The sequence below is a fragment of the Acinetobacter sp. WC-743 genome (assembly GCF_000335555.1).
GTDB lineage: Bacteria > Pseudomonadota > Gammaproteobacteria > Pseudomonadales > Moraxellaceae > Acinetobacter > Acinetobacter bereziniae.
In genome coordinates this window covers 105,772-122,336 of the sequence record NZ_AMFQ01000097.1, presented here as the reverse complement: position 1 = coordinate 122,336, position 16,565 = coordinate 105,772, and the positions used below count along the sequence as shown (strand labels likewise).

Below are 16,565 nucleotides of genomic sequence, written 5' to 3'. Positions count from 1 at the left end.
CTTTGCAGCCGACTTTGCCCAACCACAAAGATTTGGTTTTTTGAAACGTATCTGGAGAAAGTTATGTGCTCTGAAAACAGCTTAAACCAGATTAATGCAGCTATAGAAAGACTGAAAAATGCGACTTCAAAAACTAAGCTTTTAGATGCTCAAACTGAATCACTTGCATTTGTCCTGGCTGCATTCGAAGCGAAAGAAATTACCCAAAAAGAAAAACTAAGTTTCGATAGAAACATTAGAAACCAATATAGAAAACAATTAGTTGAGGAACATGTATGAACATTAAAATTCCAACACTCACAGGCTTACAAGTTCAAATTGTACCAATTAATACAGTTATCAAAACTGAAGCTGGTGATGTCACAGTAAACGATCAATTTTCAGCAACAGATGGTAATAGCATTTGGATGACTGAAAAATCATTTCAAGAAATCAAAAATCATAAAGAATGCACCAATGGTGCCTGGGATGCTGAAGCTTTAATTCCATCTCAATCAGTAATCGACACTTGGCCAAAGCTCCAGCGTAAAGCAGTGACTGGTCAAGACATTGCCAAGTATCTGGAAAAAGCAAAGACAGCCTTGGAGTATGTGCCATGACAAAAAACGAATTAATCATCGGTACTCTCTTCACCGTTTTATTGCTTGCTGCATTCATTGCAGTGGATTACATGGAGAAACTCTAATGCTTAGATTCATTGATTTAAACCATGTAAAGCATGCAATCGACATCACTAAAGTGACAAACGTTGCTATTCGCCCACAAGACAAGGATTGGGTTTGTTCTTTTCACTTCGGTGGATCTCATATTGCAGTAGCCACAATTGATCAAAAAACTGCTGAACAGCTTCACTATGACTTGGGGATCAAAAATGAACACTAATATTGATCACGATGTATTCGCCAAAAAATTGCAGTCTATTGAGCTAGCCAACCAGGTGGAAGAGTTTTTAAAGAGCCAAAATCTTGAAGAGCCTGTTCAAATTCCTTTTGGTCATTCTGGATGCAATAACGATCCACAAGATTGGAATCGTTCCCCACTCAAAAAAGCAAGCGCCCAAGATACTATGCGCAGAATTATGTCTAACAGTATCCAGGAAGATCGGGAAAAATCTGAAAAGAATGTTTCATCTCGATCACAAGAACAATTAAGACGTGTGAAAAATAAAACTGCACGATTAAAAGCCATAGCTAATGGAAAGTCAGAATTTATTGGTCAATGCTCACATCATGGTCAGCAAGTTTTCAAAATTAAGTGTAATGGTGAAGAACATATTTGTCTTGTCTGCCGTGATCAACATGCAAGAAAGCAGACTATCAAACGTCGTAAAAATGAGGGCGCAGCATGAACAGATTAATGCTTGATTTCGAAACTTTAGATATAGGCGAATGCCCTATTATTTTGAGCATGGGCGCATGTGTATTTAATGAAGATGGAATTATTGACACACTATTTGAAAAGATAAATACCTCCAGTTGCCAAGTCATAGGGTGCACAGAATCTTTGAGCACGACATGGTGGTGGGAAAAACAGTCTGACGAAGCACGTAAAGCAGCTTTTGGCGGTGAGACTAACATTGGCTATGCAATGGGTATGCTTGTCGATTTCTATAAAAAAAATGACTGCAAGGAAATTTGGAGTAAAGGTTCAATTGCTGATATTCGTTGGGCAAACAATATTTTAAACAAACTCAAAATTGATCAGCCTTGGGAATTTTATCAAGAAATGTGCTTCCGCACGTTCTTAAAAATGTCTCAACCAATTGAAATTCCATTCGAAGGAAATAAACATAATGCCCTGGATGATGCGATTCACCAGGCAAAGCAGTTTATAGCCATTAAGCATGGTAATGATTTCATCAAGGTTTTCAATGCTCAAACAGAACAACTTATGGCTATGCGGAATAAGTAGTGGAATTTAAGTTTTAAGAAAAATCCGTATTTCGGAATAACGTGTGTAATTTTAAAAAGGCAATACTATGAAACAAGCACTAAAAATCAAACTGGCAAACCATTCTGAATTTAAACAAGCATGGGACGCGCTTATTAAATTAGGTTATCACTGGGGCGGTAATTGCACAGAACCTTGCACGGCACCCTATCTATACACATACGATGATGGGCGCATTCTTGCTGATTATTTTGACGTTGAAGGGGCTGATTTACTTAGTCCCAACTCAGCTTATGGATACTTCAATGCCCATAAACACAAAGAAGTCACACTAGCTGACTTAAAAAAATCAGCTTTCGGGAATGAAGAAGCTGTATTTATTGGGGTTGATGCTGAATACGTTTATTACAGCGTGGATGCAGATGGAGGGGCTTGGTATACAAAAAATGAGCCACATATTTCAGAACGCGGTGATTTTTGGGGTAAAGATATTTCAATGAAAGAAGCCCCTAACTTCAACTTGCATAGTGATTGGACGCAATCATTAATAAAGCGCAACAATATTGCAGAAACACTTGCTAATCTTGAAGTTTCCACTCAATAAGTCGTTTCGTGTGGATTTGTTTTTATGGCTTTTCCACACGATATTCCGTATAGCCCAACTTATTACTAATCAAGGGAAAAGTCATGACTAAATTTAAACTTAACAACAAAGTAGTTTTTTCGAATAAAGATGTTCCTAATAACTTGGTTATGACAGTTAAACGCGGAAACTATAAAAACGCTGGTATGGAAATGGTTACTATTGAATTACCTGGTGGTTTAGGTCATGCATTTGCTTCTGAACTTAGAGTTGCAACCGCTTTAGAAGTTGAGAAAGGTATAAGAGAATGACTTTAACTGACCAACTCCAAAACACTCCATTAAAAAAGAAGATGGAAAACAAGATTGTAGCGCATGTCACTCATGAATTTTCCAAAGCAGGCTTAACGCTTCCACTACCAAAATTTAGAGATGACATGGCGACATATGATGAACCAGCAGCTGCAAAAATGGCAAATCGTTTAAGAACTGGAGCAATGCTATTTGCTCAAGTTTTAGATGAAAGGGAGACAACATGAATAATGAAATTCTGGAAGCCCTTATAGAACTTGGATTGACTCCGATAGATTGGGTAGATGCTTGCCAATTTTCAAAGCTAACAGGAATTGAAGAGCAAAAGCTTTCACATCGAAAAAAGAAATGGCCAGAAGATTTAGTTTGGTCAAAACAAGATGGCAATATTTATTATTCTTTAAGAGGTTATAACCAATGGTTGACAGAGCAAGCGGAAACACGTTACCTGCGGGCGTGCGGATCAGAGATGGCGCAATCGAAATCAACTTTACCCACAACAAAAAACGGTACTACATCACCCTCCCGCATCCCACGAGTGCGGAAGGTATTAGCGCAGCCGCTAAAATTAGAGGTGAATTAAAAAATAAGGCAAAATGGGGAATCTTGACTGAGCATGACCTTGCTCAGGCAAGAGGTCAAACAATTGATGAAACACATGTAATCGTCAGTGATGGTGTTCTATTTCAAGAAGTAGCACAAAAGTATCTAAAACAATGTGAAAGCAATCTTGATACAAAGAAAGGTTATCGTAATATTTTACAGAAACACTGGATGCCACACCTAGCTTTAGTGCCAATTCATCGTATTACCAGCAATGATATTAAAGAATTAATTATTGATGCCGACTATAAAACAACCAAGACACTAAATAATTGCTTAATTCCCCTGCGTGGCGTTTTTAATGCAGCTATTGAGAATGGATATATTACAGAAAATCCTATACAACATATTAAAAATAAAAAAGTACAGATTGATATTCCAGATCCATTTAGCCGTGATGAAATGAATACGTTATTAAATTGGTTAAAAGCAAATTTGAAAGATAAAGATCATTTTTATTATTGGTATTATGAACTGGCATTTTGGTGTGGCTGCCGACCATCTGAATTAATCGCATTAAGGTGGTCAGACATAGATTGGTTTAACGGAACAATGCGTATAAATAAAAGCCGTGTACGTGGGCATGAAAAAAATGTAACCAAGACTCATACTGCACGTGAAGTATATTTAAATGACAGATCAAAAGAAGCATTAAATGCAATTAAAGGTTTAAAGCTTCACAATGATTATGTGATGATTTGTCCTGAAACTAACGAGCCTTTTTTTAATGAAAAGCCACCAAGAAATCGCTTAGTCGAAGCAATGAAATCATGCATGATTCGTCATAGACCTGCATACAACGCACGTCATACTTACGCCACAATGTTATTAATGGATGGTGTTAATCCTGTATTTGTTGCCGATCAACTCGGCCATAGCTTGCAAATGCTAATTAAGCGATATGCGAAATGGATTCATGGTGATAAAAACAGGATTGAGATGGCAAAACTAAATACAGGCACTTAATAAGTGCCTTTTTTATATTTATAAGAATGTGGCGCAAAAAGTGGTAAGTGTGGCAAAAATGTGGCAATAAAAAAGCCACTTATGATAAGTGGCTGATTTATAATAAAAAATTTGGTGGAGATGGCGGGAGTTGAACCCGCGTCCGCCAACACTACACTCGAGAATACTACATGCTTAGATATCGTCAATTATTTTAACGCTAAGTGACCCGACGAACAGGGTACAAAACGCGATCCTCTAAATTTAGTACAAAGCCCCGAGGCTTGACTTTATACGGACTTGTGTGCGTGCGCTTCGGTCGGGTTCACTGACCACAAGTATTCAGTGAAGCGGACAAACTGCCCTTAGGCAGCTAGAGCGTAAGATTCGTCGTTTGCGACTAAAATATGCAAATTTTATTTACGAGAGAAAATGCGCTCTCGGCATGCATCTATGAGCTTCATCATCAGCGTCGAAGCCAATAACATCCCCTGATAACAAACTCATCATAACATAAATGTTGTAAATTAAGCAGATAATTCACGACATTTATTCTAAATGATGCGCCTAGTCCTATAATTGCGCTACTATCAGTATTTTTCAAGGGACAAATATAAAAAAGATGAGCTATTTACTCTCACTTGATCAAGGAACGACCTCTAGCCGTGCAATCATCTTTGATGAGCATGGAAAAGTATATGCTTCAGCACAACGTGAAATCCAAATCAAAACGCCGCATTCGGGATGGGTAGAACAAGATGCGATGGAAATATGGACCACACAAATTGCCGTGGTTCAACAAGCAATTGCCTCTGCCAGATTACTTGCCAAAGACATCAAAGCCCTCGGCTTAACCAATCAACGCGAAACAACCGTTGTATGGGACAAAAGAAATGGAAAGCCACTTGCCCCTGCTATTGTTTGGCAAGATCGACGTGCAACTGACTGGTGTAATCAATTGAGCCAGCAAAATTTATCTGAAAAAATTCACAAAAAAACAGGATTAAGAATTGATCCTTATTTCAGTGCAGGAAAGTTGGTTTGGCTATTGGACAATGTCGAAGGATTAAGACAATTGGCTGAGCAAAACCATGTTGCTTTTGGAACAATTGATAGTTGGCTGATCTGGAATTTAACCCAAGGCTCAGAACATGTGATCGAAGCCAGTAATGCGTCTCGTACCATGTTGATGGATTTAAAAACTCAGCAATGGGACCAAGAACTCTTAGAAATATTTAATATTCCCTCAAGTGTGCTTCCTCAAATTATTCAATCAGACTGTTATATTGCCAATACAGCAACAGGATTATTGGGTGCTGAAATTCCAATTTGTGGTGTATTAGGTGATCAACAATCTGCGCTATTTGGTCAATCTTGTTTTGAAGTAGGTACAGCAAAAAATACCTATGGCACGGGCTGCTTTATGCTATTCAACACAGGAAACGAAATTCAGTATAGTCAAAATAAACTGCTCACGACCTTAGCATGGAACTGTCAAAACCACTCTAACTATGCCCTTGAAGGCAGTGTGTTTATGGCAGGAGCAATCGTGCAATGGTTGCGAGATGGTTTAGGCATTATCAAAAACAGTGCTGAAGTAGAAAAGTTGGCATGCCAAGTCAACACGACTGATGGTGTTGTGCTTGTACCTGCATTTACAGGTTTGGGGGCACCGCATTGGGACAGTGATGCGCGTGCATTACTCTGTGGCATGTCACGCGGAACCAATAAGTCACATATTGCCAGAGCAGCTTTGGAATCTATCGCATTTCAAGTTTCCGATGTCCTTACAGCAATGCAGTCGGATATTTCTCAGCCTTTAAAAGAACTCCGTGTAGATGGTGGAGCAAGCCAAAATGATATGCTGATGCAATTTCAAGCTGACATTTTAAATGTCCCTGTATTACGTCCAAAGCTTTTGGAGTCTACCGCATGGGGAGCGGCAGCTATGGCAGGTCTTAAAACCAATGTATTTACTAATCTAAATGAAATTTCAGAATCTTGGCAGTTAGATCGAGCTTTTGAGCCGAATATGAGCAATGATCAACGTGAGTATCATTTAAGCTTATGGAATGCTGCTTTACAAAGAGCAAAGTCTAGTTAAAGTGTATTCTTTGGAAACTGGGCGATATGTTTACTCAAGATAGCTTTTGCCCAGTTGCTAAATTAAATTCGCTCGACGAAAAGCACACCATTTAAATGGTCAATTTCATGCTGAACAATTCGAGCAGGAAAACCATGAAAGGTCTGAATCACTTTCTGACCGTTTAAACTAAAAAACTGCACTGTAATCTGTTCAGCCCGAGCCACCTGCCCACGTTCATCAGGTACGCTCAAACAACCTTCTTCTCCCAATACAATTTGTACTGATTGCTCAATGATTTCAGGATTGACCATGGTGATGGCATCCATTTCAGGCGCATCAGGATAACGAGGATTAGATCGTGAAGCGACGATAATCACACGCTTAGAAATATAAACTTGCGGTGCTGCAATCCCGACTCCATTTCGCTCCAACATCGTTGTCTTTAGTGCTTTGGCAAGTTCTTCCAACCAAGTACTTGAAAACTCAGTGTCAGCAACAGGGGCTGCAATTAATTTTAAAATATCTTCACCACGTTGGGCGATGGGTAAAATGATACTCATGGTCTTATCTGATTTATCAGCATATCGTTCAATGCCTTGATTTTAACATTTAGCGATTCAATCGCAATTGAATAATTCCATACAAGCAATTCACTTTTTGTGCTCAACTCTTATTGTTCAAATATCAAATTTAAAACTGTTTCTTTAATTCAATTTTAATCATGATCTTGTAAATAACAGTCACTCACTCATGAGATTGTACCAATGAATAGTACCACCTTATTTCTCGGTTTGATTTTTAGTTCGATTGGATTAGGTTATTTTATTTATGGAAAAAAACAAAAAATGATCGTGCCCTTCATCTGTGGTATCGCTTTAATGATTTTTCCCTATTTCATTGAAAATAATCTATTGATCAGCGCTATTGGAATGATTTTTAGCCTCATCCCATGGTTTATTCGCATATAGTGGCATCTTTTTTCCTAAAGCTTTCATAAGCGAAGACATAAATCATCAGACACCCATAATAATTTTTTGACACGATCAAAATAAAGATTGATTATTCAAGGAAAAAATTGTTTATTAAAATTATAAAATTTTATTTTCGACTATTTTTAGATATTACAATATGGATGAAAAAACAAATCTTAATCAGGAAGATAAACGCACACTTGGTCTCTCCTCTTTGGGTGGTGCACTCGAATTTTATGATTTTGTGATTTATGTATTCTACGCAAAAATCATTGCTGAACTATTTTTCCCCAGCACACTGAGTCCTTTTTGGGCGATGTTGAACACCTATGGAATTTTTGCGGCTGGGTATTTCTTCCGTCCTTTGGGCGGAATTGTCATGGCACATTTTGGGGATTTAATAGGACGTAAGCGTCTATTTAGTCTATCTATTTTATTAATGGCACTGCCAACCTTAATGATTGGTCTCATGCCAACCTATACTGATATAGGTCTTGCCGCTCCGCTATTATTACTGCTTATGCGTGTGGTACAAGGGATTGCCATCGGTGGTGAAATTCCAGCAGCATGGACTTTTGTTTCAGAACATGTCCCTGAAAAGAAAATTGGCTTTGCCAATGGTCTACTCACAGCAGGCTTATCGTTAGGAATTTTATTGGGATCACTAACATCATTATTGATTTCACTCAAATTTAATGAAACAGAAATTCACGCTTGGGCTTGGCGTATTCCCTTTATTTTGGGCGGAATATTTGGATTAATTGCTTTATATCTAAGAAGCTATCTCAAAGAAACACCTGTGTTTAAAGCCATGCAAGCACGTAAAGAACTCTCTAAAGCGCTACCAATCAAACAAGTCTTAAGCTCCCATAAGTCAGCGGTTTTGATAGGAATGCTGTTTACTTGGTTTTTAACGGGTTGTGTCGTGGTCATTATTTTAGCGATGCCTAATTTACTCACGGGGACTTTTGCTTTTCAACGTACAGATGCATTTCAAATGCAAAGTGCTGCAATCTTAATGCAGATGTTGGGTTGTGTGATTGCAGGAACATTGGCTGATCGCTTTGGTGCAGGTCGTATTATGTTCTGGGGTTCACTGTGTGTCGCTGTTATTTCAGCTATTTTTTACAACAGTTTGGAGCATGTAACTACATCCACCATTTTTAGCCTCTATATGCTATTGGGTTTATTTTCAGGTACGGTAGGTATAGTTTCTTATAGCATGGTAAAAATGTTTCCTGCACAAATTCGTTTTTCAGGAATTTCTTTTTCTTATAACGTTGCTTATGCCATCGCAGGTGGATTAACGCTCCCATTAGTACAATGGCTCAGTTTATATAGTGATATTGGTGCAATGTACTATATTGTCGTGTTGTGTTGCTTCACCCTACTGACCAGCTTAATTTACCGAAAAAAATTTGAAATACATTAGGGTCTGTGGACAATTCGTCTATGTTTGCGACTAGGTGTGTTTTTTAGGCGATTCTAGGCGCGAAATACGAAATTTAGTCATTCTAAATGAGTAGTTCGGAACGACGAAGCGACAAAAAACACACTAGTCCCGAAGGGTTGTGGCTAAAATTATCTCAGGCTACGTTATGAAACTTAAAAATAGTCTCGCTATTCTCTTCATTTCCTTGCCAATGCCTGCTCAATTTTAACCTACAACGCAAGCCATTTATGAAATGTCCACAGCCCCTAAATCACTTGTTTAGATTCCATTGAATGGGTAATTTTAATTTCCAAGAAATGACGAACTTGATTGCGCCCATTCTTTTTTGCCAAATATAACGCTTGATCTGCCTGACGAATAATTTCTTCTTTGGTAATTCCAAAAGGATTGATTGAGGCTGCAACGCCAAAACTTGCAGTAATGCTAATTTTGCGTTGAGTATCCAGTAAAATCACTTCTTTCTCAATTGCTTTACGGCATCGCTCAGCGATATCAATGGCTTTGGCGAGCTGACCACCTCTGGTCAAAATGATAAATTCCTCACCACCAAAGCGTCCAACAATATCCTCTTCATGGATATTTTCAGTCAATATCCCAGCAACTTGTTGTAAAACGATATCGCCTATATCGTGACCATATTTATCATTAATATCTTTAAAATAATCAAGGTCTAACAACACAATCGCAAAAGAGCTTTGTTGTTGTTTGAGCATATCAATATTTTCACTGATTTTACGACGATTAAAAATGCCAGTTAAAGGATCAATAATACTCACTTGCTCAATCATTTTTTCGCGTTTACGCCACTGTGTAAGAAGAACCTCAAACAAAACTAAACTTGCAAAGAAAATTGGAATATAAAAATACAGCATGCAATATACCCAAAATGCATTGCGATACAACGGCATTAACAGCAGTTCTTCACTGAAAATCGGGGCATATCTAATCTGACCTGTAAGACTCAATACAATACAAATCAACATAAAACAACTAATTGGAATAACTGTTAAATAAACAACCCGCCGTTCAAACAACACCAAACCAACCGTAATCAAGCTGACAAAACCAGCAGTCGAAGCTGGACTAAAGATACCTATACAATAAGCACCATAAATAAAAATAGTGCCAAAATATACAATCGTTATATAAGGAATAATTTTTTCAAAAATAGAAATTTTTTTTAAAGATCGAATCAGAAAAATGAGCACAAAAAAACCAATTGTGGCAAGAGACAACATCCGAATATACGTTGGATAAAAGGCTTGATTAATCCAAGGTTGTATATCTACTTTTGCTTCACTGAAATACCACCATATGATCCATAACAAAACATCTATACCACCAAGTAATAGGACCAAGCTGCACTTTTTATAATTACTCCAATTCATGATCATGTTGTCGTGTATAAAAACTTCAGCGGAGGAATGTATTACCCCTCTATTTTTTTGCTTCATATTACCATTCACCCGTCAAAAATAGTGAATTACTCTCTATTTTTATTTTTCATATCGATGATTAAAATATAACACTTAGAAAAATCAAAGTAAGTCATTTTTTTAAATAGTACCATTTCTTAATTCTATTTATTTTAATAGCAAGACTAAATTGAATGAAATAAGTTGGTTTGTTTTGATTTCACACATTGGATAGCATTCATTTAAACCATTAGATAAATTTAACTCATTGTATTTATTTAAACAAACCAAAATAAAAAGAACTTTGAGTTCAATAATAATATATAATTACAGTAAATAAAATTCAAAACAACGACAAGTTTATTTTTTAAAAAATATTTACATACACACACTTATAGCTGTATTTTATTTTAAAATAAATAAAAAAATATTCAAAATTACTGTATTTATTTAAGTTATAAAATTTAATTTTTTAATTTTTGTGTCTTGTGTTTTTTTGAATCATAACACGAGTATCAAAATCAAAAATTAGGATGTATCGAGAACATATCATCAAACTGTCTGATTAAACAAATATGTGTTTTAATATCAATCACATCCAATAAAATTTATGCTTTTATACAGATGGTTAAAAGATTTGGTGATTCAATTATTTTTTACTTTTGAAGGTTGATTTCTCTTTGAGAAAAGTTCAGCGCTCAAAATTTTTTTTATTGAAATATGATTAAAAATTACCCAACATGATCAATATAGACAGCAAACATGACAATTGTATGAACGAAATGAAGCATCTGAATCATTGAGCGATTATTCTCTAATTGTATAACGAACCTTGGTTAATTTTTGCACACCTTGCACATCGATCGATAAAAAATGATTTTTATATTCAATATGAATACAAAAGTCTTCTGCACCATCATCAAGACCAGATACAGTCCATGTCGTTCCTTGAGGAAAATCATTGAGCCATTGAGCTTTATAAAAATCGGATACTGAATCAAAATCAAGATACTTTTCAGGTCTATCTACAATATTTTGTGCCAGATCTTCAAATTTCTGTTTTTGTATTTGAACAAAGTCAATCAGCATGCTAGACCTTTATATCACTAGATTTCATTATACAACTGACTCAATTGTTTCTTTTTCACTTGTTCCCATTGCCACCATCCAAATGCCGCCATAGCCACAAATGCTGCATATAAACCTGCAGTCAAAAATAAATCTTTGTAAAGAAACATCGCCACATAGACAATATCAACAAATACCCACAGTACCCAAGTCGCAATGTGTTTTCGACTGGTCCAATAGGTCGCCAATAAACTAAATGCTGCAAGTTGCGAATCTAGCATCGGCAAAGCTGCATCAGTAAAATAATGCAATGACAAGCCGAATAAAAGCCCACCTAAGGCAGCAATCAACATTTGAATAAACACGGTACCTTTCGCAATGGGCTCAATTCGAATTTCATGATCTTGCTGTTTACCTTTAAACCAGTGATAAAAACCATAAAAATTCACCAGCATAAAAAATAGCTGTAAAATGGTTTCACCATATAATTTAAAGGTAAAAAATAGATAAGCGTATAAGACAAATGCAAAAAAATTAAATAACCAACACCACATATTGCGCTTTATTGTCAAACCAACACCAATCACACTAATAATAACGGCAAAAATTTCTAATGCTGACATGATAAAAAGCGCACAAATATAAGAAAGCTTATTATGAAAAAAAACACTACAAATGCAAGAAAGATGACATACCAAATTCAATTCAAAACGGCGCATACACTCCAGCCATCATGTTTTATGATGATCATATATAGCCGTTTTATTTATACATTAAATTGGACTCACTCATACATTCGAGTCGAAGATTAAAGTAAATTAGGAACATGGATTGTTTGTCATGTAAATCGAAGCTTATCGTCAAAAATAATTTTTTAGAAATTTAATTATTTTTATCCCTTCAATACGACAATTTGACGTGATTTTAATTAAAACTAAGCAATCACCAATAAATAAAGCAAGCCAACACAGTTCATTTCATCAAAACATTCATAACATCGCTCAAACTAGCACTAATAAATGCTTTTTAAGATGTTAAAAAATAGCCAAAATCTAATTTTTTCAAACCGTGTATTTATCATTCGTTAAAAAATACTGTATATGCTTAGATTATTTGTTTATGCAATATAACTTAAAAATCTCTATAAAAAACATAGATTAAAATTAAGTTTCTTTCATTGATACTGTTCACATTTTAACCTTATTTACGAGATTTAACACTTGTTTACGTGAATACCAATGAATTAACAGACAGAACCGTCTACTATCTACTTAAGTTATGAATCTTCCCCAAAATTCATAACATTTCTCCTTAACCGAACTGTGAAAGCAGATTCGTTGTTCTACGCAATGATCACCCCAATCATTGCGTATTTTTTTGTCTACAGTTCCGTCTGTTAACTTCAACAGTTATAAGGAATCATTGAACAAAATGCAAGCAATCATTTTCAAACAACTTTTCCACTATTAAAAATGATAACATATTGATTTTAATTACAATCAAAAAATATTTAGTTGCAATATTTCGACAAAACCGATAGACTTTATTTATTAATTGAATTAATTGATGATAATTGTAGGATTAGTTCAAATTTAAAATACGATCTATAAAAATTTTTTAACAATAATGTTGAGCAAAACAATATGTGGGAATTATTTACACACTCATCTAACTTAGTTTTTAGCGTAAGTCTTTGCCTCATGTTGTTGTTGGGACTGGTGGAGTGTTTGCTTCTCATTATTGGTTCGAGTAGCCAAGGTTTTTTAGACCAATTTGTTCCTGATCAGCTTCTAGAAGCCCATCATCCAGATATTGATCTGCATACAGAACATGGTTTTTTTGTACAACTTTTAGATTGGCTCTATTTGGGAAGAGTTCCTGTCTTAGTTTGGTTGATTATTTTTTTAACTGTTTATGCCCTATTTGGCTTTATTGTTCAAACAATTTTTTATCACTTTACAGAACATTATTTTTCAATTTGGGTAATTGCACCAGCCAGTCTTTTTTTATGTATGCCCATAGTCCGTCTCTGTGCAGCCCTGATCTCCAAAATTTTACCCCAAGATGAAACCACTGCCATTCATAGTGACGAGTTGATTGGTCGTACAGCTCAGATTGTTTTAGGCGAAGCAAAGCAGAACTACCCTGCTCAAGCCAAAGTCATCGATCAATTTGGACAAACACATTATATTTTGGTTGAACCTGAATTAGACCAAGTCTTTTCACAAGGTCAATCGGTAATTCTCACCCAGCGAACAAAAGTAGGTTTTCAAGCAATTCTTGATTAATTTTTTAATAACAAACGAAGGCATAATAAAATGTTGAATTCAAATTTATATCAAATACTGGTTTTAGCGGGCATTGTGCTCGCAGCACTGATCATTATTGGCGTGATCATTGCCCGTTTATATAAACGTTCGAGTAAAGAAGTTTCCTTTGTTCGTACTGGTTTTGGTGGTGAAAAGGTCATTTTGAATGGCGGTGCAATTGTACTTCCTGTTTTACATGAAGTGATTCCTGTCAATATGAATACACTACGACTTGAAGTTAAACGTGCGACAGATCAAGCATTGATTACCCGAGATCGCATGCGGGTAGATGTGATGGCGGAATTCTATGTTCGTGTAAAACCTACCGCAGAATCAATTGCTACGGCAGCCCAAACGCTGGGTAAAAAAACCATGTCACCGCAAGAACTAAAAGACTTGGTTGAAGGTAAATTTGTGGACTCACTTCGTGCAGTTGCTGCTGAAATGGCAATGGAAGAGTTACATGAAAAGCGGGTTGATTTTGTCCAAAAAGTTCAACAAGTGGTTTCAGAAGATTTATTTAAAAATGGTTTAGAACTTGAAACTGTTTCTTTGACAGGTTTGGACCAAACCAGTTTTGAATATTTTAATCCACAAAATGCTTTCGATGCTGAAGGTTTAACCAAATTAACCGAAACCATTGAAGACCGTCGTAAAAAACGAAATGACATCGAACAGGACAATGACCTGGCAATCAAAGCCAAAAACTTAGAAGCTGAACAAGCGCGTTTGCAAATCCTTCGCGAAGAAGAATATGCAAAAATGCAACAAGAACGTGAAATTGCCATTCGCAAAGCTGAACAGTCTGCTGAAATCGCGACCCAAGAAGCGGCAAAAAAACGAGAAGCCGAAGAGGCGCGTATTGCCGCTGAACGTGAAGTTGAAATTAAACGCATTGCTTCAGCACGAGATGTTGAAAATGAAAATATTCAAAAAGCACAGTTGATCCAAAAAGCCCAAGTAGAACAGAAGAAAACCATTGAACTGGCTGAACAAGACCGTGCCATCGCGATTGCTGAAAAATCACGCGCAGAATCTGAAGCAAAAGCCTTAGCAGATCAAGCGCGTGCACAAGCGGTAAAAGCGGAAGAAGAAGTGACCACAGTTCGAGAAACTCAGCGAGCTGAGCGTTTAAAAGCAGTTGAGTTGGTTGCTGCGAAACAAGTTGCTGAAACAGATGCGATTGCCATTACCGTTGCAGCAGAAGCATCAAAACAAGCTGCAGTAGATGATGCAGAAGCTGTACGTATTGCAGCACAAGCGGAAGCAGAAAAGGTTCGATTAAAGGCCAAAGGTGAGGCTGATGCAAAAATGCTGCTTGCAGCCGCTCAAGAGAAACAATATCAAGTGGATGCTGAGGGTACGCGTGCAGTGAACGAAGCCAATAATGTCCTTTCAACTGAACAAGTTGAAATGCAAATTCGTTTAGCGTTATTGAAATACCTACCTGAAATCATTCGTGAAAGTGTTAAACCGATGGAAAATATTGATGATATTAAGATTCTCCAAGTCAATGGTTTAGGCGGTGTTGCTGGCTCGACTGGAAGCTCAGAATCAGGTGAACAAACTCAAGTTGCGCTTTCTGATCAAGTCGTCAACAGCGCACTTCGTTATCGCTCTCAAGCACCGTTAATTGATAGTTTAATGAATGAGTTAGGCATCAAAGGTGGTGATATCAATGGTTTAACCCAATCATTAAAACCTAATAATGATTAATTCACTTATTATTTAGACATAAAATGAATATTGAGCCTCTAAAGTTAGGGGCTTTTTTATTGGCTGAAATTCAATGCAAGAATGACGATTTGAATCTCAATTTTAATCTAAATAAATGATGAAGCCATTCATTCATTTCTTTTAGAATCGAGTGCTTGATCTCATCCTTTTGGTCGGAATACCATGCCCCTTTTCCAGCTCGATATAACACACTAAAAAATGACTTGGTTTATTTTCATTCTCGGTGCCATGATTGCAGGCTTTGTGCAAGGTTTAACAGGTTTTGCCTTTGCTTTAATTGCGATGTCTTTTTGGGTTTGGGTATTACCACCACAACTGGCAGCACCGTTGGTGGTCTTTGCTTCTCTATGGAGTCATCTCATCGCACTGGGGCGAGAGCAAAAACATGACTTTTCTTTTTCTTTGGTATTGCCCTATCTGATTGCAGGACTCATCGGTGTTCCGTTAGGAACTTACCTTTTACACTTGGTTGATGGCAATAGTTTTAAAATTTTACTCGGGCTGTTTCTCATGCTTTGGTGTCCAATCATGCTTTTTGCACCTGAATTCCCACGCATTCAAGCATTGGGAAAAATCGCTGACATTTGCATCGGCTTTGTAGGTGGAGTTTTAGGTGGATTAGGTGGTTTTTGTGGTGCAGCACCTTCTGCATGGGTGATGCTTAAAAACCTACCTAAAGCCCAACAGCGCTATATTCTGAGACACTTTAATTTTGCCATTCAGTTATTTACCCTATTGATCTATCTCTACCAAGGGACGATTCAACGCTTACATTTACCTTATTTTGCACTGATTATTATTGCAGTGAGTATTCCAGCAATGATGGGTGCACAAATGTTTTACAAAATTTCTGAAATTCAGTTTAAACGTATCGTCCTTAGCTTGCTTTTCGCTTCTGGGTGTTTCTTGTTGTTCACAACATTGATCTAAATGATGCCATTTTTGAAAACTTGCATCATATCAATAAGGCACTTTTACAACCTTGTATTTTGAGAAAAATTTCGATTTGTGTCAGTCTTATCAATGAATGATAGATATTGAATTGAACACGACCACCAAGACTAAGGTGTCATACTGTTCACAGATAAAAGATACTGTCAAATTCATCAAGTAAATTATTTATCTAGATATCAATTTTCCCATTCTGAATATAAGTAGATTACATATTTCAGAATGGGTGTATCTGGATTTACA

At 36.6% G+C, this 16,565-nt stretch carries 20 protein-coding genes and 1 other RNA gene; 16 read left to right on the top strand and 5 right to left on the bottom strand.

Going from position 1 to position 16,565, the window contains the following annotated elements:
* The first annotated feature begins 63 nt into the window (after window positions 1-63).
* The 10 genes from ACINWC743_RS14240 to ACINWC743_RS14195 all read left to right on the top strand — a co-directional run bounded on the left by ACINWC743_RS14240 (window position 64) and on the right by ACINWC743_RS14195 (window position 4,353).
* Window positions 64-279 carry a hypothetical protein gene (locus tag ACINWC743_RS14240; RefSeq protein ID WP_009585968.1) on the top strand — a complete coding sequence of 72 codons (216 nt, stop codon included), beginning with the start codon at window positions 64-66 and terminating at the stop codon, window positions 277-279.
* Entirely contained in the window at window positions 276-599 is a 324-nt protein-coding gene (locus ACINWC743_RS14235) for a hypothetical protein (RefSeq protein ID WP_009585909.1), read from the top strand. The genes ACINWC743_RS14240 and ACINWC743_RS14235 overlap by 4 nt, the downstream gene beginning before the upstream one ends.
* Before the next feature lie 85 nt (window positions 600-684).
* A complete protein-coding gene (locus ACINWC743_RS14230) occupies window positions 685-882 on the top strand; it encodes a hypothetical protein (protein ID WP_009585938.1) in 198 nt (65 codons plus the stop codon).
* Window positions 872-1,348 carry a hypothetical protein gene (locus ACINWC743_RS14225; protein WP_081401180.1) on the top strand — a complete coding sequence of 159 codons (477 nt, stop codon included), beginning with the start codon at window positions 872-874 and terminating at the stop codon, window positions 1,346-1,348. The genes ACINWC743_RS14230 and ACINWC743_RS14225 overlap by 11 nt, the downstream gene beginning before the upstream one ends.
* Window positions 1,345-1,911 (top strand): 3'-5' exonuclease, encoded by a 567-nt coding sequence (locus ACINWC743_RS14220; RefSeq protein ID WP_009585934.1) that lies wholly within the window; start codon window positions 1,345-1,347, stop codon window positions 1,909-1,911. Before ACINWC743_RS14225 ends, ACINWC743_RS14220 begins: the two co-directional genes overlap by 4 nt.
* 67 nt (window positions 1,912-1,978) lie before the next feature.
* Window positions 1,979-2,494, top strand: coding sequence for a hypothetical protein (locus ACINWC743_RS14215; RefSeq protein WP_009585866.1), 516 nt, complete (start codon window positions 1,979-1,981; stop codon window positions 2,492-2,494).
* Window positions 2,495-2,577: 83 nt separating this feature from the next.
* Window positions 2,578-2,784, top strand: a complete 207-nt coding sequence (locus ACINWC743_RS14210) for a hypothetical protein (RefSeq protein WP_009585948.1) — start codon at window positions 2,578-2,580, stop codon at window positions 2,782-2,784.
* On the top strand, window positions 2,781-3,011 hold the full coding sequence (locus tag ACINWC743_RS14205; protein WP_009585956.1) for a hypothetical protein: 231 nt from the start codon (window positions 2,781-2,783) through the stop codon (window positions 3,009-3,011). The genes ACINWC743_RS14210 and ACINWC743_RS14205 overlap by 4 nt, the downstream gene beginning before the upstream one ends.
* Window positions 3,008-3,367: a hypothetical protein gene (locus ACINWC743_RS24905; RefSeq protein ID WP_227510885.1), complete on the top strand. Its 360-nt coding sequence runs from the start codon at window positions 3,008-3,010 to the stop codon at window positions 3,365-3,367. Before ACINWC743_RS14205 ends, ACINWC743_RS24905 begins: the two co-directional genes overlap by 4 nt.
* A gap of 23 nt (window positions 3,368-3,390) precedes the next feature.
* The gene (locus ACINWC743_RS14195) at window positions 3,391-4,353 is read left to right on the top strand and encodes a site-specific integrase (protein ID WP_338151479.1); all 963 of its coding nucleotides are present in this window, start codon (window positions 3,391-3,393) and stop codon (window positions 4,351-4,353) included.
* Window positions 4,354-4,465: 112 nt separating this feature from the next.
* Here ACINWC743_RS14195 and ssrA read toward each other — a convergent pair.
* Window positions 4,466-4,824: a transfer-messenger RNA gene (gene ssrA / locus ACINWC743_RS23950) on the bottom strand.
* Window positions 4,825-4,954: 130 nt separating this feature from the next.
* On the opposite strand from ssrA, the gene glpK reads away from it, so the two are divergent.
* The gene (gene glpK, locus ACINWC743_RS14190) at window positions 4,955-6,436 is read left to right on the top strand and encodes a glycerol kinase GlpK (protein WP_009585923.1); all 1,482 of its coding nucleotides are present in this window, start codon (window positions 4,955-4,957) and stop codon (window positions 6,434-6,436) included.
* Window positions 6,437-6,498: 62 nt separating this feature from the next.
* On the opposite strand, the gene def is transcribed toward glpK, so the two are convergent.
* Window positions 6,499-6,978: a peptide deformylase gene (def, locus tag ACINWC743_RS14185; protein ID WP_009585924.1), complete on the bottom strand. Its 480-nt coding sequence runs from the start codon at window positions 6,976-6,978 to the stop codon at window positions 6,499-6,501.
* Window positions 6,979-7,182: 204 nt separating this feature from the next.
* Between def and ACINWC743_RS24900 the strand changes: the two genes are divergently transcribed.
* Window positions 7,183-7,386 (top strand): hypothetical protein, encoded by a 204-nt coding sequence (locus tag ACINWC743_RS24900; RefSeq protein ID WP_009585865.1) that lies wholly within the window; start codon window positions 7,183-7,185, stop codon window positions 7,384-7,386.
* A gap of 160 nt (window positions 7,387-7,546) precedes the next feature.
* Entirely contained in the window at window positions 7,547-8,821 is a 1,275-nt protein-coding gene (locus tag ACINWC743_RS14175; RefSeq protein ID WP_009585961.1) for an MFS transporter, read from the top strand.
* A 266-nt stretch (window positions 8,822-9,087) separates the two neighbouring features.
* Here the strand turns inward: ACINWC743_RS14175 and ACINWC743_RS14170 are convergent, their stop codons facing one another.
* The 3 genes from ACINWC743_RS14170 to pnuC form a co-directional block, all read right to left on the bottom strand.
* Window positions 9,088-10,230 carry a GGDEF domain-containing protein gene (locus ACINWC743_RS14170; protein WP_052012584.1) on the bottom strand — a complete coding sequence of 381 codons (1,143 nt, stop codon included), beginning with the start codon at window positions 10,228-10,230 and terminating at the stop codon, window positions 9,088-9,090.
* Between the two features lie 834 nt (window positions 10,231-11,064).
* Window positions 11,065-11,346 carry a hypothetical protein gene (locus ACINWC743_RS14165; RefSeq protein WP_009585960.1) on the bottom strand — a complete coding sequence of 94 codons (282 nt, stop codon included), beginning with the start codon at window positions 11,344-11,346 and terminating at the stop codon, window positions 11,065-11,067.
* 17 nt (window positions 11,347-11,363) lie between these two features.
* Window positions 11,364-11,948, bottom strand: a complete 585-nt coding sequence (gene pnuC, locus ACINWC743_RS14160) for a nicotinamide riboside transporter PnuC (protein WP_009585931.1) — start codon at window positions 11,946-11,948, stop codon at window positions 11,364-11,366.
* A 1,020-nt stretch (window positions 11,949-12,968) separates the two neighbouring features.
* On the opposite strand from pnuC, the gene ACINWC743_RS14155 reads away from it, so the two are divergent.
* From ACINWC743_RS14155 to ACINWC743_RS14145, 3 genes are all read left to right on the top strand, one after another.
* Window positions 12,969-13,613 (top strand): YqiJ family protein, encoded by a 645-nt coding sequence (locus ACINWC743_RS14155; RefSeq protein ID WP_035301202.1) that lies wholly within the window; start codon window positions 12,969-12,971, stop codon window positions 13,611-13,613.
* A gap of 30 nt (window positions 13,614-13,643) precedes the next feature.
* On the top strand, window positions 13,644-15,350 hold the full coding sequence (locus ACINWC743_RS14150) for a flotillin family protein (RefSeq protein ID WP_004829766.1): 1,707 nt from the start codon (window positions 13,644-13,646) through the stop codon (window positions 15,348-15,350).
* Between the two features lie 219 nt (window positions 15,351-15,569).
* Entirely contained in the window at window positions 15,570-16,301 is a 732-nt protein-coding gene (locus ACINWC743_RS14145; RefSeq protein ID WP_009585897.1) for a sulfite exporter TauE/SafE family protein, read from the top strand.
* The last annotated feature ends 264 nt before the right edge of the window (window positions 16,302-16,565 follow it).